The 24,499-nt window shown below is 74.8% G+C and carries 2 protein-coding genes; both read right to left on the bottom strand.

Features of this window, described 5'->3' with window-relative positions; genetic code table 11:
- Positions 1 to 50 precede the first annotated feature (50 nt).
- Entirely contained in the window at positions 51 to 10,175 is a 10,125-nt protein-coding gene (locus ACYVLT_RS04065) for a non-ribosomal peptide synthetase (protein WP_461118726.1), read from the bottom strand.
- Positions 10,172 to 24,469 carry an amino acid adenylation domain-containing protein gene (locus ACYVLT_RS04060; protein ID WP_461118725.1) on the bottom strand — a complete coding sequence of 4,766 codons (14,298 nt, stop codon included), beginning with the start codon at positions 24,467 to 24,469 and terminating at the stop codon, positions 10,172 to 10,174. Before ACYVLT_RS04060 ends, ACYVLT_RS04065 begins: the two co-directional genes overlap by 4 nt.
- Between the last annotated feature and the right edge of the window lie 30 nt (positions 24,470 to 24,499).

The raw sequence follows: 24,499 nt of genomic DNA, 5'->3' as shown, positions 1-24,499 counted from the left end.
CGGGGTCGTTTTCCGGGGTCGGTCGTCGGGGTCGGTTGTCGGGATCGGGTTCAGCGGTGGGTTTCCAGGTGGGCGGCGAGCACCGCGCCGACGGTGGCCAGTGGGCCGGGTCGGGTCAGGTCGCCGTGCCGGCAGCCGACCGCGTGCACGTCGACGTCGCCGGTGACGTGCACGCGCCAGGCGGCGGGCACGGGGGACAGGTCGGTCTTGTCGGCGGTGGCGGCGAAGAACAGCACGTCGCCGTCGAAGCGGGCGGTGGTGCCCTCGCCCATCAGGGTCAGGTTGTCGGCGAACACCTCGGCCAGGTCGGCGAGCCGTGCCGGCACCACGTCGGCCAGCGGCCCGTCCGCCACACGTGCGGCGAAGTCCGCCACGGACACGGGAGCGGGCTCGGCCGGGTAGCCGAGGGAGCGCAGCAGCGCGGCCAGCACCCGCGGGTCGCGGGCGGAGTGGACCTCGCCGGTGGGCGCGGTCGGGTAGCCGTCCAGCAGCGCCAGCGTGGCGACCTGCTCGCCCTCCTCGCGCAGGGCGGCGGCCATCGCGTGCGCCACGCCCGCGCCGAACGACCAGCCGAGCAGGTGGTACGGCCCGGTCGGTTGCACGGCACGCACCTGGTCCAGGTAGTCCTTGACCATCTCGGCCAGGCTCGTCGGCCGTGCCTGCGGCTGGGACAGGCCGCGGGCCTGCAACGCGTACACGGGCCGGTCGGGCAGGTGCGGCAGCAGGCCCGCGTACACCCAGCCGACACCGGCCGCCGGGTGCACGCAGAACAGCGGCGCGGCCGAACCGTTGGCGCGCAACGGGAGCAGCACGGCCGAACCCGTGTCCTGCGTGAACTCCGGGTCATCGGCGGACCCGTCGTGCAGCCGTCGTGCCATCGCGGCGACCGTGGTCGCCTCGAACACCGCCCGCACGCCCAGCCGCACGCCGAACTCGGCGCCGATCCGCGCCACGAGCCGCGTCGCCAGCAGGGAGTGCCCGCCCAGCTCGAAGAACCCGTCGTCCACGCCCACCTCAGGCACGCCGAGCACCTCGGCGAACAACGCCGCCAGCGTCTCCTCGGCCGGTGTGGACGGCGCGCGTCCGACGGCCTGGACGACCGGTGCGGGCAGCGCCTTGCGGTCCAGCTTGCCGCTCGGGCCGACCGGGACGTCGTCCAGCACCACCACGGCCCACGGCACCATGTGCTCGGGCAGCCGTGCCGCGGCGTGCGCCCGCAGCTCGGACTGCTCCGGCACCCGGTCGCCCGCGACGACGTAGGCGACGAGCCGCAGGTCGCCGGGCGCGTGCTCACGGGCCACCACGGCGGCGCGCACGACGTCCGGGTGGTCCTGGAGGACGGCGGCGATCTCGTCCGGCTCGATCCGCAGGCCGCGGATCTTCACCTGGTCGTCGGCGCGGGACAGGTACTCCAGCACGCCCTCGCCGCACCACCGCACGACGTCGCCGGTTCGGTAGAGCCGCGCGCCCGGCGTGAACGGTGACGCGACGAACCGCTGCGCCGTCAGCCCCGGCCGCGCGTGGTAGCCGCGGGCCAGCTGCACGCCGGCCAGGTACAGCTCACCGGGCACTCCCGGCGGCACGGGCCGCAACCGCTCGTCCAGCACGTGCACGCCGGTGTTCCACACCGGACGTCCGATCGGGACGGTGGCCGTGGTCTCGTTGCCGTGCACGGCGTGCGCGGTCACGTCCACCGCGGCTTCCGTCGGGCCGTACAGGTTGTGCAGCCCCGCGTCGGACACCGCGGCGAACCGGCGGGCCAGCGCCGTCGGCAAGGCCTCGCCGCTGCACACCACCCGCACGAGGTCGGCGCACCGTTCGCCGGAGCCTTCCAGGTGCGCGACGAACGCGTCCAGCATCGACGGCACGAAGTGCGCCGTGGTGACGCCCTCGCGGCGGATCAGGTCGGCCAGGTACGCGGGGTCGCGGTGCCCGTCGGGCCGGGCCACGACCAGCGCCGCGCCCACCTGGAACGGCCAGAAGAACTCCCACACCGACACGTCGAAGCTCGACGGCGTCTTCTGCAGCACGCGGTCGCGCGGGGTGAGCCGGTACTCGTCCTGCATCCACAGCAGCCGGTTGACGATCGCGGTGTGCTCGACCACCACGCCCTTGGGACGGCCGGTGGAGCCGGAGGTGTAGATGACGTACGCCGGGTCGCCGCCGCGCACGTCCGGCAGCACCACCCCGGGCACGGGCTCGTCCGCCAAGCCGCGCAACGCCTCCGCGTCGAGCACCAGCACGGGGTCGGCGTCGGCGAGCATGAACGCCACCCGGTCGGCGGGGTAGCCCGGGTCCACCGGCAGGTAGGCCGCGCCCGCCCGGTGCACCGCGTGCAGCGCGACGACCAGGTCGACCGACCGGGGCAGCACCACGGCCACCACCCGTTCGCGTGCCGCGCCCTTGGCGTGCAGTGCCGCCGCGAGCCGTTCGATCCGGGCGTCCAGCTCGGCGTAGGTGATCGACTGCGGTTCGCCGCCCGGCCCTTCGGCGATCACGGCGACGGCGTCCGGCGTGCGGCGGGCCTGGGCGGTGAACAACGCGGGCAGCGTCGTGTCGGGCACGGTCCGCGCGGTGTCGTTCCACGCCACCAGCACCCGTTCGCGCTCGTCGTCGCCGAGCAGGTCCACCTCGCCCAGCCGGAGGTCGGGCTCCTCGGTGACGGCGGTCAGGACGCGGACCAGCCGGTCGGCCAGCGACCGCGCGGTGCCGGCGTCGAACAGGTCCTCCCGGTAGAGGAGGGCGCCCTCGACGCCGGCGGGCGCGCCGGCACCGTCGCGGGTCTCGCGCAGGCCGACGCTCAGGTCGAACGCGGTGGTGCCGGACGTGACGCCCACCGGTTCGACGGTCAGGTCCGGCAGGCGCAGGGTCGCCTCACCGGTGTTCTGCAGGGTCAGCAGCACCTGGCACAGCGGGTGCCGGGTGAGCGAGCGGGGCGGGTTGAGCCGTTCCACGAGCCGTTCGAACGGGACGTCCTGGTGGTCGTAGGCGGCGAGGTCGGTGTCGCGGACGCGGGCGAGGAGTTCGCGGAACGTGGGGTCGCCTGAGGTGTCGGTGCGCAGTACGAGGGTGTTGACGAAGAAGCCGACCAGGTCGTCGAGGGCTTCGTCGGTGCGGCCCGCGACCGGCGTGCCGATCGGGATGTCGACGCCCGCGCCGACCCGCGTCAGCAGCGTCGCCAGCGCGGCCTGGAACACCATGAACGGAGTGGTGCGGGTGGTCCGGGCCAGGTCGAGGACGGCGCGGTGCAGGTCGGCGTCCAGCACCAGCGGCACCCGGCCTCCGTGCTGCGCGGACGTCGCGGGCCGGGGTCGGTCGACCGGCAGCTCCAGCTCGTCGGGCACGCCCGCCAACGCGTCGACCCAGAACCCGAGCCTGCCCGCGCCGTCCGGGCCGTCCTCGTCGCCGAGCAGCTCCCGTTGCCAGAGCGCGTAGTCGGCGTACTGGACGGGCAGCGGCGCCCAGCCCGGCGCGGTACCGGCGCGGCGGGCGGTGTAGGCGTCGGTCAGGTCGCGCAGCAGCGGTCCCATCGACCAGCCGTCGCCCGCGATGTGGTGCAGCACCAGCATGAGCACGTGCTCGTCGTCGGCCAGGCGCACCACGGCGGTGCGCAGCGGCAGGTCCGCGGTCAGGTCGAACGGCGTCGAGACGATCCGGCGCAGTGCCGCGTCCAGGTCGTCGGGGGTGCGGTCGAGCAGCGTGAACGGCGCCGTGACGCCGTGGCGGACCTGTTGGTGGGGCGTGCCGCCGACCTCGGGGAACACCGTCCGCAACGCCTCGTGCCGGTCGACCACGTCGGCCAGCGCGGCCCGCAGGGCGGCCACGTCCAGGTTCCCCCGCAGGCGCAGCGCGACCGGCACCGCGTAGCTGGGGTTCCGCTCGTCCAGCCGGTTGACGAACCACAGGCGGCGCTGCGCGAACGACAGCGGCACCAGGTCGGGCCGGGTGGTCGGGCGGAGGGCGGGACGGGTGGGCGTGCCGCGGTCCAGGCACGTGTCGAGCCCGGCGGGCGTGGGGTGGGTGAACAGGTCGGCCACCGCGAGCTCCGCGTTCAGGGCGGTGCGGACCCGGCTGACGAGTCGGGTGGCCAGCAGCGAGTGCCCGCCCAGGTCGAAGAAGTCGTCGTCCGGCCCCACCGCGGGCACGCCCAGCAGCTCGGCGAACAAGCCGCACAGGATCTCCTCGCGCGGCGTGCGCGGGGTGCGGTGGCCGGTGACGAGTTCCGGTGCGGGCAGGGCGCGGCGGTCGAGCTTGCCGTTGGGCGTCAACGGGAGCGCGTCGAGCACGACCAGCGCGGTCGGCACCATGTGTTCGGGCAGCACGGTCGCGAGATGCGTGCGGAGGACGCCGGTGTCCAGCGGTCCGCGCGGCACGACGTACCCGACGAGGCTCTTCAACCCCGGCCGGTCCTCCCGCACCACGACCGCCGCGTGCGCCACGGACGGGTGGCCCGCCAGCACGGACTCGACCTCGCCCAGCTCGATGCGGAACCCGCGCAACTTCACCTGGTGGTCGGCGCGGCCCGCGAACTCCAGCTCGCCCCGCGCGTTCCACCGCACCAGGTCGCCGGTCCGGTACATGCGCTCGCCCGGCGCGCCGAACGGGCACGCGGTGAACCGCTCGGCGGTCAGTCCGGGACGGTCGTGGTAACCGCGCGCCAACCCGGCGCCCGCCAGGTACAGCTCACCCACGACACCGACGGGCACCGGCCCCAGCCGGGCGTCCAGCACGAGGGCCCGGGTGTTGGCGACCGGCCGGCCGATCGACGGCGCCACCTCGGCCCGCGCCACCTCAGCCAGTCCGACTTCGGCCGGTCCGCCCTGAGCCCGCCCGACATGAGCTGGTGCGGCATCGGTTCGGCCGACATCGGTTCGCGGGTCGGGTGGCACGTCACCGGCCGTTGCCACGACCGAGAACTCCGTCGGACCGTAGTGGTTGACCAGTCGGAACGGTGCGTGCGCCGGTGGACGGCGGCGCAGTGCGTCACCGCCGGTGAGCACGACGCGCAGCCCGGTCGGCCGCGCCGCCAGGTCGTCCAGCACCAGTTCCAGCCGGGGCGTGGGCAGGAAGCACGTGGTCAGCCCGGTCTCGGCGATCCAGGCCACCAGCGCGTCGCCGTCGGCCAGTACGTGGTCCTCCGGCAGGTGCACGGACGCACCCGCCGTCAGCTGCGGCCAGACCTCCCAGACCGCCGCGTCGAAGCCCTGCGCGGCGACCTGCCCGGTCCGGTCGGCCGGGGTGACGTCGTACTCGCGGACGTGCCACGCGCACAGGTCGGCCAGCCCGCCGTGGTCCACCACGACACCCTTGGGCCGACCGGTCGAGCCGGACGTGTAGATCACGTAGGCGGCGTCGTCCGCGCGCACCGGCACGTCCACGGCCGGCGCGTCCGGCAGGTCCTCCAGGCACACCGCGACAGGCCCCGTCACGCGGTCCCGCAACGCCCGCTCGGTCACCACCACGGGCGCGGCGGAGTCGGCGAGCATGTGCGCCAGCCGTTCGGCCGGGTAGTCGGGGTCCAGCGGCAGGTAGGCGGCGCCGGTCCGCAGGACGCCCAGCAGCGCGGCGATCCCGGCGGGGGAGCGGTGCAGGCACACGCCGACCACCGAGCCGGGCCGCACGCCGAGCGCGAGCAGCCGGTGCGCCACCCGGTTCGCCGCCACGTCGAGCTCGGCGAACGTCACGGCCCCGACCGCCGGGGCGTCCGGCGTCTCCCGAACCCACCGCGCCACCTGCGCCGGCACCGACGCCCACCCGTGCACCGGGACCGCGGTGTCGTTCCAGTCCGTGAGCACCCGGTCCCGCTCGCCGGGCACGAGGACGTCGAGGTCGCTCAACCGGGTGGCGGGGTCGGCGGTGGCGAGCAGCCGCTCCAGCCGCGCCACCAGCGCGCGGGCGGTGCCGTCGTCGAACAGGTCGGCGGCGTACTCCAGGTTCGCGGTCAGCCCGCCGTCGTGCTCGGTGACCGCCAGCACCAGGTCGAACTTGGCCGTCGGGGTCCACGCCGACACGGGCTCGACGGCCAGCCCGGGCAGGGACGACCCACCGCCGCCCGCGTTGTTCTGCACGACCAGGGTCACCTGGAACAGCGGGTGCCGCGACAGCGAGCGCGTCGGGTTCAGCTCCTCCACGACCCGCTCGAACGGCACGTCCTGGTGGTCGTAGGCGGCCAGGTCGGCGGCGCGCACCCGGGCCAGCAGCTCGCCGAACGCGGGGTCGCCGGAGGTGTCGGCCCGCAGCACGAGCGTGTTGACGAAGAAGCCGACCGCGTCGTCCAGCGCCTCGTCGGTGCGGCCCGCCACGGGCGAGCCGATCGGGATGTCGGTGCCCGCGCCCAACCGGGTCAGCAGGGCGGCGAGGGCGGCGTGCAGCACCATGGACGTCGTGCTGCCGGTCGCGTCGGCCAACGCCCGCACCGCGTCCCGGGTGGCGGTCCCGAACTCGGCCGCCACCAGTCCGCCGCGCCCGGACGGCACCGCCGGCCGGGGCCGGTCCGCGGGCAGGTCGAGCTGCTCGGGCACACCGGCGAGCGTGTCGCGCCAGAACGCGAGCTGGGTCGAGACCAGGCTGTCCGGGTCGTCCTCGTCGCCGAGCAGCTCCCGTTGCCACAGCGCGTAGTCCGCGTACTGCACCGGCAGCGGCGCCCAGTCGGGCGCGTCACCGCCGACCCGGGCGCCGTAGGCGGTGGCGAGGTCGCGCAGCAGCGGGGCCTTGGACCAGCCGTCGCTGGCGATGTGGTGCAGCACCAGCACGAGCACGTGCTCCACCGGCGAGATCACGAGCAGGTGCGCGCGCAGCGGCGGTTCCGCGGCGAGGTCGAACGCGTACGACGACAGCTCCGCCACGGTCGCGTCCACGTCGGTGTCCGGTCCTCCGGCGGACACGACGGTCAACTCCGCCGCGGTGTCCAGGACCCGCTGTACCGGTTCGCCGTCCACCTGCGGGAACACCGTGCGCAGCGATTCGTGCCGCGCCACCACGTCGGCGAGGGCGGCGCGCAGCGCGGTCACGTCCAGGTCGCCGCGCAGCCGCAGCGCCCACGGCGAGTTGTAGGCCGCCGAACCCAGCTGGTGCAGCACCCACAGGCGTTGCTGCGCGAACGACAGCGGCAGCGGGTCGGGGCGGTCGGCGGGGCGCAGCGGGGGCCGGGTGGAACCGGTCGTGAGGCGGCAGGCGAGACCGCGCGGAGTCGGCGCGGCGAACAGGTCGCGGATGCCGAGCTCCGCGCCCAACGCGCCGCGCACCCGGCTCACCAGCCGTGTCGCGAGCAGCGAGTGCCCGCCCAGCGCGAAGAAGTCGTCCTCCGCGCCCACCGCCGGCAGCCCCAGCACCTGCGCGAACAACCCGCACAGGATCTCTTCCTGCGGTGTGCGCGGCTCACCGTCACCCGCCGCGTGCGAGGGTGCGGGCAACGCGCGTCGGTCCAGCTTGCCGTTCGGTGTGCGCGGCAGCTCGTCCAGCACGACCACGGCCGACGGCACCAGGTGCTCGGGCAGCAGCGCCATGACGTGCTCGCGCACCTCGGCGGGAGTCACGCCGCCGACCACGTAGGCGACCAGCCGGTCCTCGCGCACCACCACGGCGCTCTGCCGCACGCCGGGGTGCCGGTCGACGGCGGCACGCACCTCGGCCGGCTCCACCCGGAACCCGCGCAGCTTCACCTGGTCGTCGGCCCGGCCCACGTACTCCAGCACGCCGTCGTGCCGCAGCCGCACCAGGTCGCCCGTGCGGTACATCCGCCGTCCCACCCGGAACGGGTCCGCGACGAACCGCTCGGCGGTCGCGGCCGGCGCGCCGAGGTAGCCGTGCGCGAGGCCCGCGCCGGCCAGGTGCAGCTCGCCGACACCGCCGGGCGGCACCAGCTCCAGCCGCCCGTCCAGCACGTAGCCGTGCTTGCCGCCGACCGGCCGCCCGATCGGCACGGACCGCGCGGACAGGTCGGCGTCGGTGATCTCGTGCGCCGTGCTGTAGCCCATGCTCTCGGCCGGACCGTAACCGTTGGTCAGCCGCACGTGCGGGTGCTCGGCCAGGGCCTTCGCCACGTGCGCCTGCGACGCGGCCTCGCCGCCGGTCATCGCCCGGCGCACGGCCGCGAACACCTCGGGGTGCTCGTCCAGCACGTGGTTGAACAGGCTGGCGGAGGCCTTGAACACGGTGACGCCGTGCTCGACGACCAGCCGCGCGATGTCGGCGGGGTCGGGCGGTCCGGCTGGGTGCAGCACGCACGTGCCGCCGTGCAGGAGCGCCCCCAGCAGTTCGGTGGCGAACGCGTCCCACGAGACCGGCGCGGCCTGCAACCACACCTGGTCGGCGTCGAACTCCGCGTAGTGCTGCCCGGTGAGCGTCGCGACCAGCGCGCGGTGCGGTGCCAGCACGCCCTTCGGCTCGCCGGTGGAGCCCGAGGTGAACATGACGACGGCGGGTGACTCGGGCGAGACCGCCACGGCGGGCGCGTGGTCGGGGCTGGTCGCGCCGGGGTCGACGAACCGGGCTTCGACGCCGTCGAGCGGCGTGCCGACGACCGCGGTGACACCGGCCCGCCGGACGACCTCGCGCAGCCGGTCGGCCGGGAAGGCGGTGTCCAGCAACGTGTAGCAGCTCCCGGCCTTGAGCACGCCGAGCAGCGCGGCGACCAGCGCCGGTCCCCGGTCGAGGTGCACACCGACCACCGCGTCGGCAGGCACCCGGTGCGCGATCCGGTTGGCCCACCGGTCCAGTTCGGCGTACGTGACGCGTCCGCCGTCGTGGACGAGCGCGGTCTTCTCGGGCGTCGCGGCGGCACGTGCGGCGAACAGCTCGTGCACGGTGGCGTCGAGGTGCCCACGACCGGGGTCGGTCAGCGCGGCGCGTTCGTCGTCGTGCAGCAGGGGCAGCGTGCCGATCCGGGCGCCGGGGTCGGCGGCCGCGGCCTCCAGCAGCCGGACCAGCCGCCGGCCGAACGCGGCCACGGTGGGCCGGTCGAACAGGTCGACCGAGTAGTCCCAGTCGATCCGCAGGCCGCCCGCGTCGGGCCGCTCGCGGAACCCGATGGTCATGTCGAACTTCACCGCGCCGGTGCCCAGGGACACCGGTTCGAACGTCCCGGCCGGACCGGAGGCGTCCTCGGTGCCGTGCACCAGCATCACCTGGAACAGCGGGTGCCGGGACAGCGAGCGCGGGGGGTTCAGCTCCTCCACCACCCGCTCGAACGGCACGTCCTGGTTCGAGTACGCGGTCAGGCCCGCGTCGCGGACCCTGGCCAAGAGTTCGGTGAACGTGGGGTCGCCGGAGGTGTCGGTGCGCAGCACGAGGGTGTTGACGAAGAAGCCGACCAGGTCGTCGAGGGCCTCGTCGGACCGGCCCGCGACCGCCGTGCCGAGGGGGACGTCCACGCCGCCGCCGTGCCGCGTGATCAACGCGGCCACCGCCGCCTGCGCCACCATGAACAGCGTCGCCCCGGTGTCGGCGGCCAGTTCGGTCAGGGCTCGGTGCACGGCCGCGGGCACCTCCAGGGGCACGGAGTCACCCCGGTGCCCGGCCGCCGCCGGACGAGCCCGGTCGGCGGGGAAACCCACCTCCGCAGGCAGGTCCGCCAACGCCCGGGCCCAGTGCTCCACCTGCCGGGCGAACCGGCTGTCCGGGTCGTCGGGGTCGCCCAGCACGTCCTGCTGCCAGTAGGTGTAGTCCGCGTACTGCACCGGCAGCTCGGGGAACTCCGGCGCGCGACCGCCGAGCCGGGCCGCGTAGGCGGTCTCCAGGTCACGCGTGAGCGGCCCGGTCGACCCGCCGTCACCCGCGATGTGGTGCAGCAGCACCAGCAGCACGTGTTCGGCGGCACCGTCCACCCGGAACAGCCGGACGAGCACCGGCGGTGCGGCGGTCAGGTCGAACACGTGCCGCGCCGCGTCCTCCAGCGCGGGCGTCAACCCGTCCGCCGGCACCACGGTCACCGGCAGGTCCACCGGCGAGGCGGACCGGATGTCCTGGCACGGCTGCCCGTCCACCTCCGGGTACGCCGTGCGCAGCACCTCGTGCCGTGCCACCACGTCCGCCAGCGCGGCACGCAGGGCGGCGACGTCCACGTCACCGCGCAGCCGCAGGGCCACCGGGATGTTGTAGGTGGCGCCGGGCTCGGCCCGGCTGAGGAACCACAGTCGCCGCTGGGTGAACGACAGGGGGATGCTCGGCGCGCTCACTTGACCTCCTCCGGGCGGACCCGGCGCCGCAGCGCGGGGCGGGCCTGTTCGGCGTGGCCCAGGCGCTCGGCGAGCGCGGCCACCGTGCGGTTCTCGAACACGGACTTGATGGACAGCTCGGCGCCGAAGGCCGTCCGCACCCGGCTGATCAGCCGGGTGACCAGCAGCGAGTGCCCGCCCAGGGCGAAGAAGTCGTCGTCCGCGCCCACCTCGCCGTCCAGGCCGAGCACCTCGGCGAACAGCGCGCACATGACCTCTTCACGCGGTGTCGCCGGGGTGCGCCCGGCGGGCCGGTCGAGGTAGTCGGGCGGTGGCAGGGCGGCCCGGTCGAGCTTGCCGTTGGCGTTGCGCGGCAGGACGTCCATCCGCACGTACGCGCTGGGCCGCATGTGCTCGGGCAGGTGCTCCTCGGCGTGCGCCCGCAGCGACGCCGGATCCGGCTCCGCACCGGGTTCGGCCACCACGTACGCCACTAGGCGCCGGTCACCGGGCCGGTCCTCGCGGACCACGACGGCCGCCTGCCGCACGGTCGGGTGGTGGGTCAGCGCGTTGGACACCTCGCCCGGCTCCACCCGGAACCCGCGGATCTTGATCTGGTCGTCGGCCCGGCCGAGGAAGTCCAGGACCCCGTCGGCCCGCCACCGCACCAGGTCCCCCGTCCGGTACATGCGCTCACCGGGGGCGCCGTGCGGGCAGGCGACGAACCGCTCGGCGGTCTGCCCCGGCGCGCCCAGGTAGCCCCGGGCCAGGCCGACACCGGTCATGTAGAGCTCGCCGACCACACCGGGCGGCAGCAGGTTCAGGTGGGCGTCCAGCACGTAGAAGCCCTTGTTGACGATCGGCCGGCCCACCGGGATCGACGGCAGGTCGGTGTCCTCCAGGCGCACCTGGTGGCACACCGTGAAGATCATGTTCTCCACCGGCGAGTAGCCGTTGACCAGCCGCACGCCGGGGTGGCGGTCCAGCAGCTTGCGCAGGTGCGCCACGGACGCCGGCTCGCCGCCGGTCATGATCTGCCGCACCCCCGCCAACGCGGTCGGGTACTCGTCGAGCAGGTGGTTGAGCAGGCTCGCCGACAGGTGCACGGTGGTGATCCGGTGCCGCGCCACCAGCGCGTCGATCACCGCGGGCTCCGGTGTCGGACCCGGTTGCAGCACGCAGGTCGCGCCCGCGAGCAGCGGACCGAACAGCTCCAGGGCGAACGCGTCCCACGACACCGGGGAGCACTGCAACCACACGTGGTCGGGGGAGAAGTCGACGTACTCCTGGCTGAGCAGGGTGCCGACCAGTGCGCGGTGCGGCGCGACGACGCCCTTGGGCACGCCGGTCGAGCCCGAGGTGAACATGACGCACGCGACGTCCTCGGGTGACACCGCGACGCCTGGCGAAGCCGTCGGGTGCCCGGCGACGCGGGCGGCGGTGCGGGGGTCGTCCACGACGAGCGCGGGCACGTCCGGCAGCCGGTCGGCCAGCGACGTCGAGGTGACGACCAGCGGCGTGCCGGTGCGGCCGACGAGCTCGGCCAGCCGCTTGCGCGGGAACCTCAGGTCGAGCGCCGTGTACCCGGCGCCCGCGGTGAGCACGCCGAGCACGGCGACCACCAGGTCCACGTCCCGGTCCAGCAGCACGCCGACGACCTGCCCGGCCCGCACACCCCGCGCGGTCAGCTCGTGGGCCAGCCGGTTGGCCCGGACCACCAGCTCCCGGTAGGTGACCCGGTGGTCGCCGTGGACCAGCGCCACCGCGTCCGGCGTCCGCTCGGCCTGCGCCGCGACCAGCTCGTGGGCGCAGCGGTCGACGGGCGCGTCGGCGTAGGTGTCCGTCCAGGCCGTCAGCAGGCCACGCCGCTCCTGGCGGTCCAGCAGGTCGGGCTGGCTGATCCGGGTGTCCGGGTCCGCGATGACCGCGGCGAACATCCTGGTCAGGCGCGTGGCGAGGGCGGCGGCCGTGCTGCGGTCGAACAGGTCGGTGGCGAACTCCAGGCTGCCGGTGATGCCCGCGGGCGCGCCCGCGTCGTCGTGCTCCTCGCGCAGCCCGAGGGTCAGGTCGAACTTCGCGCCGGCCGTGTCCACCGGGGCGACCTCGGCGGTCAGGCCCGGCATCTCGACCAGGGCCGCGCCGTTGTTCTGGAGCACCAGCATGACCTGGAACAGGGGGTGGCGGGACAGTGATCGGGTCGGGTTGAGCTCTTCGACGAGCCGTTCGAACGGGACGTCCTGGTGGTCGTAGGCGGCGAGGTCGGTGTCGCGGACGCGGGCGAGCAGTTCGCGGAACGTCGGGTCGCCGGAGGTGTCGGTGCGCAGTACGAGGGTGTTGACGAAGAAGCCGACCAGCTCGTCCAGCGCCTCGTCCGTGCGGCCCGCCACCGGTGAGCCGGCGGGCACGTCGGTGCCCGCGCCCAGGCGGGTCAGCAGGGCCGCGAACCCGGCCTGGAGCACCATGAACGGTGTGGTGCCGGTGGTGCGGGCCAGGTCGAGCAAAGCCCGGTGCAGGCGCGCGTCCAACTCCACCGGCACCGACTCGCCCCGGCCCGACGCGGTCGCCGGTCGGGCCCGGTCGACGGGCAGCGGCAGCTCGTCGGGCACGCCGGCCAGCGCCTGCCGCCAGAACCGCAGCTGCCGGGCCAGCGGGCTGGTCGGGTCGTCCGGGTCGCCGAGCAGCTCCCGTTGCCACAGCGTGTAGTCGGCGTACTGCACGGGCAGGGGCGCCCAGTCGGGGGCACGGCCGCCCAGCCGGGCCGTGTAGGCGTCGGTCAGGTCGCCCAGCAGCGGCCCCATCGACCAGCCGTCACCCGCGATGTGGTGCAGCACCAGCAGGAGCACGTGGTCGTCCTCGGCGATCCGCAGCAGCAGCGCCCGCACCGGCAGCTCCGCGGTCAGGTCGAACGCCTCCCGCGCCGCCGCGGGCACCGCGACGTCCACTTCGGACTCGGCGACGACGAGCACCGGCAGCGGCAGGGCCACGTCCGACGCGGGCCGCACGACCTGCTGCGGCACGCCGTCGATCGACGGGAACACGGTGCGCAGCGACTCGTGCCGCCGCACCACGTCGGTCAGCGCCGCGTGCAGCGCGGTGACGTCGAGCGACCCGCGCAGCCGCACGGTGTGCGGCACGTTGTACGACGCGCCCGCGCCCTCCAGCTGGTCGATGAACCACAGCCGGGCCTGCGCGTACGACAGCGGGACCTCGTCCGGCCTCGGCGCGGGGGTCAGCGCCAGGCGGTCGGCGACCCGGTCCAGCCGGCCGCACAGCCCCGCCGGTGTCGGCGCGTCGAACAGGTCGCGGATCGCGAGTTCCGCGTCGAGCGCGGTGCGCACGCGGCCCACCAGCTTCGCGGCCAGCAACGAGTGCCCGCCGAGTGCGAAGAAGTCGTCGTCGACGCCCACCCGGTCCGCCGTCAGGCCGAGCACGTCGGCGAACAGGCCGACCATGATCGTCTCACGCGGTGTTCGCGGCGCACGCCCGCCGACGCCGGAGGTGACCGCGGGCGCGCGCAGCGCGGCCCGGTCGAGCTTGCCGTTGGCGTTGAGCGGGATGCGGTCGAGCAGCACGTACGCGGCGGGCCGCAGGTGGCTCGGCAGCACCGCCGCCGCGTGGGCCGCCAGCTCGGCCGGGTCGACCGCGGCGCCGGCCTCGGGCACGACGTAGGCGACCAGGCGCTTGTCGCCGGGCCGGTCCTCCCGGACCACGACCGCGCTGCGCCGCACGCCGGGGTGGCCGTCCAGGGCGGCCCGCACCTCGCCGGGCTCGATCCGGAAGCCGCGGATCTTGACCTGGTCGTCGGCGCGGCCCACGAAGTGCAGGACCCCCGACCACGTCCGGTCGTCGGCCCCGTCGACGGCCTGCCACTTCACCAGGTCGCCGGTGCGGTACATGCGCCGACCCGGCTCGAAGGGGCAGGCGACGAACCGCTCGGCGGTCAGACCCGGTTCGCCCGCGTAGCCGTGCGCGGCACCGGCCCCGGTGACGTACAGCTCGCCGGGGACGCCGGGCGGGACGAGCCGGAGGCGGTCGTCCAGCACGTAGGACCGCTTGTCGGCCAACGCGGTCCCGATCGGCACCGGGCCGTCGGCGTCCTCCGGCCGCACGTCGTGGAAGCTCGTGTAGACCATGTGCTCGGCCGGCCCGTAGCCGTTGACCACGCGGACGCCGGGGTGGTCGCGCAGCAGCCTGGTCAGGTGCGGCGCGGACGCGGCCTCGCCGCCGGTCATGACGACCCGCAGCACGTCGAACACGCCGGGGTGCTCGTCCAGCATGTAGTTGAGCAGGCTGGCCGACAGGAACGCCGTGGTCACGCCGTGCTCGGCGACCAGGTCGGCGATCCGCGCGGGCTCGGGGGCCTGGCCGGGTTGCAGCACGCACGTGGCGCCCGACAGCAGCGCGCCGAACATCTCCAGCACGAAGCCGTCCCACGGCAGCGGCGCGCTCTGCAACCACACGTGCTCCGGCGAGCCGTCGAAGAAGTCCTGCCCCACGAGCGTGCGCACCACCGCGCCGTGCGGCGCGAGCACGCCCTTGGGCCTGCCGGTGGAGCCGGAGGTGAAGATGACGCAGGCCGCTGCGGCGGGGTCGACGTCGACCGCCGGCGCGTGGTCGGGCCGTGCGCCGACGTCCGTCGCGATGTCCAGCATCCGGTAGGCGCCGTCCAGGCGGGTCAGGCCGGCCGCGTCGGTCACGACCGCGACCGCGTCGGCGGCGCGCAGGACCGCGGCCACCCGCTGGTCCGGGACACCGGGGTCGAGCAGGGTGAACGCGGCCCCGGACTTGAGCACCGCGAGGACCGTGACGACCAGTTCGGTCCCCCGGTCGAGCAACACGCCGACGAGGTCGCCGGGGCGGACCCCGGAGTCGAGCAGGTGGTGGGCGAGCCGGTTGGCCGCCGCGTCCAGCCCGCCGTAGGTGGTGCGGGTGCCGTTGAAGACGAGGGCGGTGGCGTCCGGCGTGGCTTTCGCGTGTCCGGCCACCACTTCGTGCGCCGTGCGGTGGTCCACCACCCGCGCCGGCCCGCTCGGCGAGCCGGCGGCCAGCAGGTCCCGCTCGGCCGGGGTGAGCACGTCGAGTTGCCCGATCCGGACGCCCGGGTCGGCGGCCACGGCCCGGAGCACGGCCGCCAGCCGGTCCACGAGCGTGGTCGCGGTGCGGCGCTCGAACAGGTCGGCGGCGTACTCCAGGCCGCCCACCACGCCCGCCGGCCTGCCGTTCTCGTACTCCTCGCCGAGGCTCAGCGTGAGGTCGAACTTGGCCGCACCGGTGTCGACCGGCGTGACCTCCACGTCCAGACCGGGCAGCCCGGGCCGGGCGCCCGCGTTGTTCTGCACCGCGAACGCGACCTGGAACAGCGGGTGCGTGCCCGGCGTGCGCACCGGGTTCAGCTCCTCGACCAGCCGGTCGAACGGGATGTCCTGGTGGTCGAACGCGGCGAGGTCGGTCTCGCGGACGCGGGCCAGCAGTTCGCTGAACGTGGGGTCGCCGGAGGTGTCGGTGCGCAGCACGAGGGTGTTGACGAAGAAGCCGACCAGGTCGTCCAGCGCCTCGTCGGTGCGACCGGCCACCGGGGCGCCCAACGGCACGTCGGTGCCCGCGCCCATCCTCGTCAACACGGCCGCGAACGCGGCTTGGAGCACCATGAACAGGGTCGCGCCGTGGCCCCGCGCGAGGTCGAGCAGCGCCCGGTGCAGGTCCGCGTCCCACCGCACGTCCACCAGGCCGCCGGCGCCGCCCTCGGCCGTCCGCGGGTGGTCCAGCGGCAGCGGCACCTGGTGCGGCAGGTCCTTGAGCGCCTGCCGCCAGAACTCCAGCTGCGCGTCGCCTGCCTCGCCGAGCAGTTCGCGTTGCCACAGCGTGTAGTCCGCGTAGTGGACCGGCAGCGGCGTCCAGTCGGGCGCGTGGCCCGCGTGGCGCGCGGTGTAGGCGTCGGCCAGGTCGCGCAGCAGCGGTCCCATCGACCAGCCGTCGCCCGCGATGTGGTGCAGCACCAAGCGGAGCACGTGGTGGTCGGCGGCGAGGCGGAGCAACGACGCGCGCATCGGCGGTTCGGCGGTGAGGTCGAACGCCTCCCTCGCCCACGTGTCGTCCACAGTGGACCATTCGTGCACCGGTAGGTCGACCTCGTCCGCGGGCCGCACCACCTGCCGCGGCTCGCCGTCGACCGACGGGAACACGGTCCGCAACGCCTCGTGCCTGCCGACCACGTCGGTCAGCGCGGCGCGCAAGGCGTCCACGTCGAGGTCACCGCGCAGGCTCACGGTGTGCGCGACGTTGTAGGCGGGGTTCGGGCCGCGCATCTGGTCCACGAACCACAGCCGTGCCTGCGCCGGTGACAACGGGATCGGATCGGGACGGTCCATCGGCCGCAGCGGGGTGCGCGCGGCGCGGGCCGAGTCCAGCCGGTCGGCCAGCGCGGCCGGGGTCGGCGCGTCGAACAGGTCGCGGATGCCCAGCTCCGCGTGGAGCGCGCTGCGGACGCGGCTCACCAGCTTCGCGGCCAGCAGGGAGTGCCCACCGAGGTTGAAGAACCCGTCGTCCAGGCCCACCCGGTCCTCGGGCAGGCCCAGCACGTCGGCGAACAGGGCGACGACGATCTGCTCGCGCGCCGAGCGGGGCCGTCGGCGTGCGGACGGAGCCGCCGCGGGCACGGGCAGCGCGGCCCGGTCGAGCTTGCCGTTCGGCGTCAGCGGCAGCGCGTCCAGCGGCACGTACGCGGACGGGCGCAGGTGTTCCGGCAGCGCCGCCGCCGTGTGCGCCCGCACGTCCGCCACCGGCGTGCCGGGCGCCACCACGTACGCGACGAGCCGCTTGTCGCCGGGCCGGTCCTCGCGGACGACCACGACGGCGTCCACCACGCCGGGGTGCGCGGTGAGCACGGTGCGGACCTCGGCGGGCTCGACCCGGAAGCCGCGGATCTTGACCTGGTCGTCGGCGCGGCCGAGGAAGTCGAGGGTGCCGTCGGCGCGCCAGGCGACGAGGTCGCCGGTGCGGTACATGCGTCCGCCGGGTTCGAACGGGTCGGCGACGAAGCGTTCGGCGGTGAGTGCGGGTGCGCCGAGGTAGCCGTGGGCGAGTCCGCCGGTCATGTAGACCTCGCCGGGTACGCCGACGGGTACGGGGTTGAGCCGGTGGTCCAGCACGTACACGCGCTTGCCCGTGATCGGCGAGCCGACCGGGATGACGGCGCGGTGGGTGTCCTCGGGTCGGATCTCGTGGCACAGCGTGAAGATCATGTTCTCGACGGGCGAGTAGCCGTTGACCAGGCGCAGGTCGGGGCGGTCGGCCAGCAGCGCCCGGACGTGGGCGACCGACGCCGGTTCGCCGCCGGTCATGAGCTGCCGGACGCCGCGCAGGGCGTCGGGGTGCTCGTCGAGCAGGTGGTTGAGCAGGCTCGCGGACAGGTGCGCGGTGGTCACGTCATGCGTGGTGAGCAGGTCCGCGACCACCGCCGGGTCGGTGACGTGCCCGGGTTGCAGGACGCACGTCGCGCCGTGCAGGAGGGGACCGAACAGCTCCAGGGCGAACGCGTCCCACGAGACCGGCGAGCACTGCAACCACACCTCGTCGGCGGTGAAGTCGACGTAGCGCTGGCCGGTGAGCGTGCCCACCAGCGCCTCGTGCGTGGCCAGGACGCCCTTCGGCTCGCCGGTCGAACCGGACGTGAACATCACGAACGCCACGTCGGCGGGTGCGACCTCGATGACCGGTGCCGAGGCGGGACGGGTCGCGATCACGTCGGCCTCGGCGTCGACCGAGAGCGTCGGGACGTCCACCATGCCGGCCAGGTCGGTGCTCGTCACGACGACCGGCGCGGGGGTGCGCGCCACTACGGCCCGGAGCCGGTCGGCCGGGAACCTCGGGTCGAGCATCGTGCAGCCCGCACCCGCGCTCAGCGCGGCCAGTACGGCGACGACCAGGTCGGGGCCGCGGTCGAGCAGGATGCCGACCACCTGGCCGGGCCGGACGCCGGAGGCCACGAGGTGGTGCGCCAACCGGTTGGCCCGGTCGACCAGCTCGGCGTAGGTGACCCGTTCCGCGCCGCGGACCAGGGCCGTGGCGTCCGGGGTGAGCCGTGCCCGTTCGGCGACCAGCGCGTGGGCCGTCGTGGCGGGCGAGGCGGGTCCGCCGTCGTTCCACGCCACCAGCACGTCGTGCCGCTCCGCCGAGGTCAGCAGGTCGATCGAACCGATCGCGCGGTCCGGGTCGGCCGCGACGGCGGTCAGCAGCCACGTGAAGCGGTCCAGGAGGCGTTCGGCGGAGTCGCGGTCGAACAGGTCGACGGCGTACTCCAGGTACCCGCCGATCCCGTCCGCCGTCTCGGTCGCGGCCAGCGTCAGGTCGAACTTCGCCGCCGTGTTCGGCACCGGCTCCGGGACGCACGTCGCGCCCGCCAGGTCCACGGCGGCGTCGGCGTTGTTCTGGAGCACCACCATGACCTGGAACAACGGGTGCCGCGCGGGGCTGCGCACCGGGTTCAGCTCCTCGACCAGCCGCTCGAACGGGACGTCCTGGTGGTCGTAGGCGGCGAGGTCGGCTTCCCGGACGCGGGCGAGGAGTTCGCGGAAGGTGGGGTCGCCTGAGGTGTCGGTGCGCAGTACGACGGTGTTGACGAAGAAGCCGACCAGGTCGTCCAAGGCCTCGTCCTGGCGTCCGGCGACCGGCGTGCCGATCGGGATGTCCGTACCCGCGCCCATCCTGGTCAGCAGGGCGGCGAACGCCGCTTGCAGCACCATGAACAGGGTCACGCCGTGCGCGCGGGCCAGGTCGGCCAACTCTTGGCGGACGCCGGCGGGCACGTGCAGCGGCAGGGATTCGCCCCGGTGGCTGGACACGGCCGGCCGGGGGCGGTCGGTGTGCAGGTCCAGGCCCTCCGGCAGGTCGGCGAGCGCGCTCCGCCAGTGCACGAGGTCGCGGGCCAGGCGGGACTCCGGGTCGTCGGCGTCACCGAGCAGGTCGCGCTGCCACCGCGCGTAGTCCACATAGGACACGGGCAGGGGTGTCCAGTCGGGCGCCGCACCGGCGAGGCGTGCGGTGTAGGCGGTGGCGAGGTCGCCCAGCATCGGGCGCAACGACCAGCCGTCGCTCGCGATGTGGTGCAGCGTCACCAGCAGCACGTGGTCGTGCGCGCCGGTGCTCAGCAGGTGCACCCGGATCGGCGGGCGTGCCGCGAGGTCGAACCGGTGGCCGGACTCGGCCCGCACCACCGCGTCCACCTCCTCGACGTCGTGCACGGTCAGCACGGACGTGATGGCGTCCTCGGGCAGCACGTGCTGGTACGGCTCGCCGTCGAGGACCGGGTACACCGTGCGCAACGGCTCGTGCCGCCGGACCACGTCGGTGACGGCCCGGTCGAGCGCGTCAACGTCCACCGGTCCGGTGACGCGGGCGGCGAACTGCACGTTGTACGTCGTGCCGCCGTCGACCTGGTCCAGGAACCACAGGCGGGCCTGCGCCGGCGACAGCGGCGGCCGTTCGGGCCGCGCACCGGCGACCAGCGCGGGCCGGGCGGTGGACGCGCCGTCGAGACGGAGCGCCAGGTCGGCGACCACGGGCGCGGCGAACACGTCCCGGACGCCGATCTCCACGCCGAACGCCGCACGCACCCGGGCGGTGAGCTTCGCCGCCAGCAACGAGTGGCCGCCGAGCGCGAAGAAGTCGTCCTCCGGACCCGCCTCGACGCCGAGCACGTCGGCGTACAGGCCGCACAGGATCTCTTCGCGGGCACCGCGAGCGGCCCGCCGGGGCGCGGCCGCCTGGTCCGGCGCGGGCAGCGCGGCGCGGTCGAGCTTGCCGTTCGGCGTCAGGGGAAGGGCCTCCAGCAGCACGTACGCCGCGGGCCTGAGGTGCTCGGGCAGGAGGTCGGCGACGTGGGCGCGCAGGGCCGCCGGGTCGGTTGCGGCGCCGGGCTCGGGCACCACGTACGCCACGAGCTGCTTGTCGCCGGGCCGGTCCTCGCGCACCACCACCGCGCTCTGCCGCACGCCGGGGCGCCGCTCGACGGCCGTGCGGACCTCGGCGGGCTCGACCCGGAAGCCGCGGATCTTGACCTGGTCGTCGGCGCGGCCGAGGAAGTCGAGGGTTCCGTCGGCGCGCCAGGCGACGAGGTCGCCGGTGCGGTACATGCGTCCGCCGGGTTCGAACGGGTCGGCGATGAAGCGTTCGGCGGTGAGTGCGGGTGCGCCGAGGTAGCCGTGGGCGAGTCCGCCGGTCATGTACGCCTCGCCGGGTACGCCGACGGGTGCGGGGTTGAGCCGGTGGTCGAGCACGTAGACGCGCTTGCCCGCGATCGGCGAGCCGACCGGGATCGTCGCCAGGTCGGTGTCGGCGGCGGTGATCTCGTGGCACAGCGTGAAGATCATGTTCTCGACGGGCGAGTAGCCGTTGACCAGGCGCAGGTCCGGGTGCAGGTCGAGCAGCCGGCCGACGTGGGCCACGGACGCGGGTTCGCCGCCGGTCATGAGCTGCCGGACGCCGCGCAACGACGCCGGGTGCTCGTCGACGAGGTGGTTGAGCAGGCTCGCGGAGAAGTGCGCGGTGGTGACCGCGTGGTCGGTGAGGAGCCCGGCGATCACGGCGGGGTCGGTGACGTGCCCGGGTTGCAGGACGCACGTCGCGCCGTGCAGGAGCGGGCCGAACAGCTCCAGCGCGAAGGCGTCCCACGACACGGGGGAGCACTGGAGCCACACGTCGTCGGCGGTGAACTCGACGTAGTCCTGGCCGGTGAGGGTGCCCACCAGCGCGCGGTGCGTCGACAGGACGCCCTTGGGTTCGCCCGTGGAGCCGGAGGTGAACATGACGCACGCCAGGTCGTCCGGGTGGACGAGGACGTCCGGCGCGGTGTCGGGGTGTGCGGCGTGGCCGTCGACCCGGACGGTGGTCGCACCGGGGAAGTCCGTTGTGGACACTACGTGCGTCGACCCCGCCCGGCGCGCCACGGCGGTGAGGCGAGCGGTCGGGAACCTCGGGTCCAGCACGGTGTACGCGGCGCCGGCCTTGAGCACCGCCAGCACCGCCGTGACCAGCGTCGCGTCCCGGTCCAGCAGCACACCGACCACGTCACCCGGCGTGACGCCGGAGTCGATCAGGTGGTGGGCCAGGCGGTTCGCCGCCGCGTCCAGCTCGGCGTAGGTGAGCGTGCCGTCCGCGACCAGGGCCACCGCGTCCGGCGTGCGCCGCGCCCGTTCGGCGAACACGACGTGCGCGGGCCGGTCGTCACCCCGCGCCGGTGCGCCGTTCCACGTGGACAGCAGCCGTTCGCGTTCGTCGGCGTCGAGCAGGTCGACCGCCGTGATCGGGGTGTCGGGCGCGGTGGCGACCGCCGTGAGCAGGCGGGTGAGCGCGGTGGCGAAGCGCTCGGCGGTGGTGCGGTCGAACAGGTCGGTCGCGTACTTGACGGTGCCGGTGATGCCGTGGTCGGTCTCGGTGAGGTCGAGGGTGAGGTCGAACTTCGCCACGTCCAGGTCCACGACCCGGTGCTCGGCGCGCAGCCCGGTGAAGTCGGCCGTCACCGGTGGCGTGTTCTGGAGCACCAGCATCACCTGGAACAGGGGGTGCCGGGACAGTGATCGGGCCGGGTTGACCTCTTCGACCAGCCGCTCGAACGGGACGTCCTGGTGGTCGTAGGCGGCGAGGTCGGCTTCCCGGACGCGGGCGAGGAGTTCGCGGAAGGTGGGGTCGCCGGAGGTGTCGGTGCGCAGGACGAGGGTGTTGACGAAGAAGCCGACCAGGTCGTCCAGGGCTTCGTCGGTGCGGCCCGCCACCGGTGTGCCGATGGCCAGGTCGGTGCCCGCGCCGAAGCGCGTGAGCAGAGCGGCCACGGCGGCGTGCAGCACCATGAACACGGTGCTGCCGGTCCGCCCGGCGAGGCTTTTCAGCGCGGCGTGCGGCCCGGCGGCCAACGCCAGCGGGACGGTGTCGCCGCGCGTGCTCCGGATCGCCGATCGGGGACGGTCTGCCGGCGGGGTGGACTCCTCCGGCAGACCCGCCAGGGCGGTGCGCCAGTACTCGCTCCAGGAGTCCTGCTCCCACAGCGCGTAGTCCGCGTACTGCACGGGCAGCGCTGGCCAGTCGGGCGTCGTGCCGGCCGAGCGCGCGCGGTAGGCGGCGGCCAGGTCGCGCAGCAGCGGCGCGGTGGACCAGCCGTCGCCCGCGATGTGGTGCAGCACCAGCAGGAGCACGTGGTCGTCGTCGGCCAGGCGCAGCAGGTGGGCGCGCAGCGGCGGTTCGGCGGCGAGGTCGAACGGCTCGGCCGCCAGCACCCGCACCAGCTCGTCCGGGTCGGCGCACGCGTGCTCGGACCACCTGGGCGCGGCGGTGTCGAGGATCCGCTGGACCGGCGAGCCGTCCACGACCGGGAACACGGTGCGCAGCGATTCGTGCCGCGCCACCACGTCGCCGACGGCGGCGCGCAGGGCGTCCGGGCGGAGCTCGCCGCGCAGCCGCACGGTCACCGGGATGGTGTAGGTCGCGCCGCCCTCGACCTGGTCGAGGAACCACAACCGCGACTGCGCGAACGACAGCGGCAGCACGTCGGGCCGGGCGGTGGCGGTCAGCGGGGGACGTGCCGCGGCGGCCGACGGCAGTGCCGCCGCCAGCGCGCGGGGCGTGCGGGCGGCGAACACGTCGGCGATGCGCAGCTCCACGCCCAGCGCCGCGCGCACCCGGCTCACCAGGGTCGCGACCAGCAGCGAGTGCCCGCCGAGGTCGAGGAAGTCGTCCAGGGCGCCGACCGAGGGCAGGTCCAGCACGTCGGCGAACAGGCCGCACAGGACTTCCTCGTGCGCGGTGCGCGGCGCCGCGGTCGACGTGGTGGCGGCGGGCGCCGGCAGCGCGGCGCGGTCGAGCTTGCCGGTCGCCGTGCGGGGCAGCGCGTCGAGCAGCACGACGGCGGAAGGGACCAGGTGCTCGGGCAGCAGACCGGCGACGTGGGCGCGCAGCTCCCGGGTCGTGGCGGTGCCGTCGGTGACGGCGTAGGCGACCAGACGCTTGTCGCCGGGGCGGTCCTCCCGGACCACGACCGCCGCCTGCCGCACCGCCGGGTGCCCGGTCAGCGCGGACCGCACCTCGCCCGGCTCGACCCGGAAGCCCCGGATCTTGACCTGCTCGTCGGCCCGGCCCAGGAACTCCACCGCGCCGTCCTCGCGCAGGCGTCCCAGGTCGCCCGTGCGGTACATGCGCCCGCCCGGTCGCGCCGGGTCGGCCACGAACCGCTGCGCGGTGAGCCCCGGCTGCTTCAGGTAGCCGTGCGCCAGACCGCCGCTCATGTAGATCTCACCGGTGCCACCGGGCGGGACGGGGCGCAGGTCCGGCCCGAGCAGCACGGCGGTCTTGCCCGCCAACGGCCTGCCGACCGGGACGGACGTGCCGCGCGCGTCGTCACGGGTGACGTCGTGGCACAGCGTGAAGATCATGTTCTCGACCGGCGAGTAGCCGTTGACGACCCTGAGGTCCGGGCGCAAATCCAGCAGCGTCGCCAGGTGCCGGGTCGACGCGGCCTCGCCGCCCGTCATCAGCACCCGCAGGCCGGCGAACGCCCCAGGGTGCTCGTCGAGCAGGAAGTTCAGCAGGCTGGCCGAGAAGTGCGCGGTCGTGACGCCGTGCTCGGCGACGAGGTCGGCGATCAGCGCCGGGTCGGGCGCACCGCCCTCCTGCAACACGCACGTCGCGCCGTGCAGGAGCGGGCCGAACAGCTCCAGGGCGAACGCGTCCCAGGAGACGGGGGAGCACTGGAGCCAGACCTCGTCGGCGGTGAAGCGGGCGTACTCCTGGCCGGTGAGGGTGCCGACCAGGGCCCGGTGCGGCGCCACGACGCCCTTCGGCTCGCCGGTCGAGCCGGAGGTGAACATCACGCACGCGACGTCGTCCGCGCCCGCGGTGATGTCCGGTGCGGTGGACGGCCGTGCGGCGATCCCGGGCGCGGCGGGGTCCACGACGGTGAGGCCGCCTGCGAGCACGTCGTCGTCGGCGATGACCGCGGTGACGTCGGCCCGCTCGCACACCGAGATCAGCCGGGCGGCGGGGAAGCGCGGGTCGAGGACCGTGTAGGCCGCGCCCGCCTTCAGCACGGCGAGCACCGCGACGACCAGCTCCACGCCGCGCGGCAGGCGCACGCCGACGACGTCGCCCGGCCGCACGCCCAGGCCCACGAGGTGGTGCGCCAGCCGGTTGGCGCGGGCGTCGAGCTCGCCGTAGGTCACCCGGGTCCGCCCGCTCACCAGTGCCGTGGCGTCGGGGGTCCGCCCGGCCTGGCGGGCGAACAGGGCGTGCACGGCCTGGAGGGCCGTGTCGATCGGGTGTGTCGTGGTCACCGCAAACCAGCTCCCCAGTCGTCGCGTGTC

The organism is Saccharothrix stipae, assembly GCF_054781895.1.
Note: the sequence above shows the minus strand (reverse complement) of the source record. Positions and strands in the feature narration are given on the sequence as shown.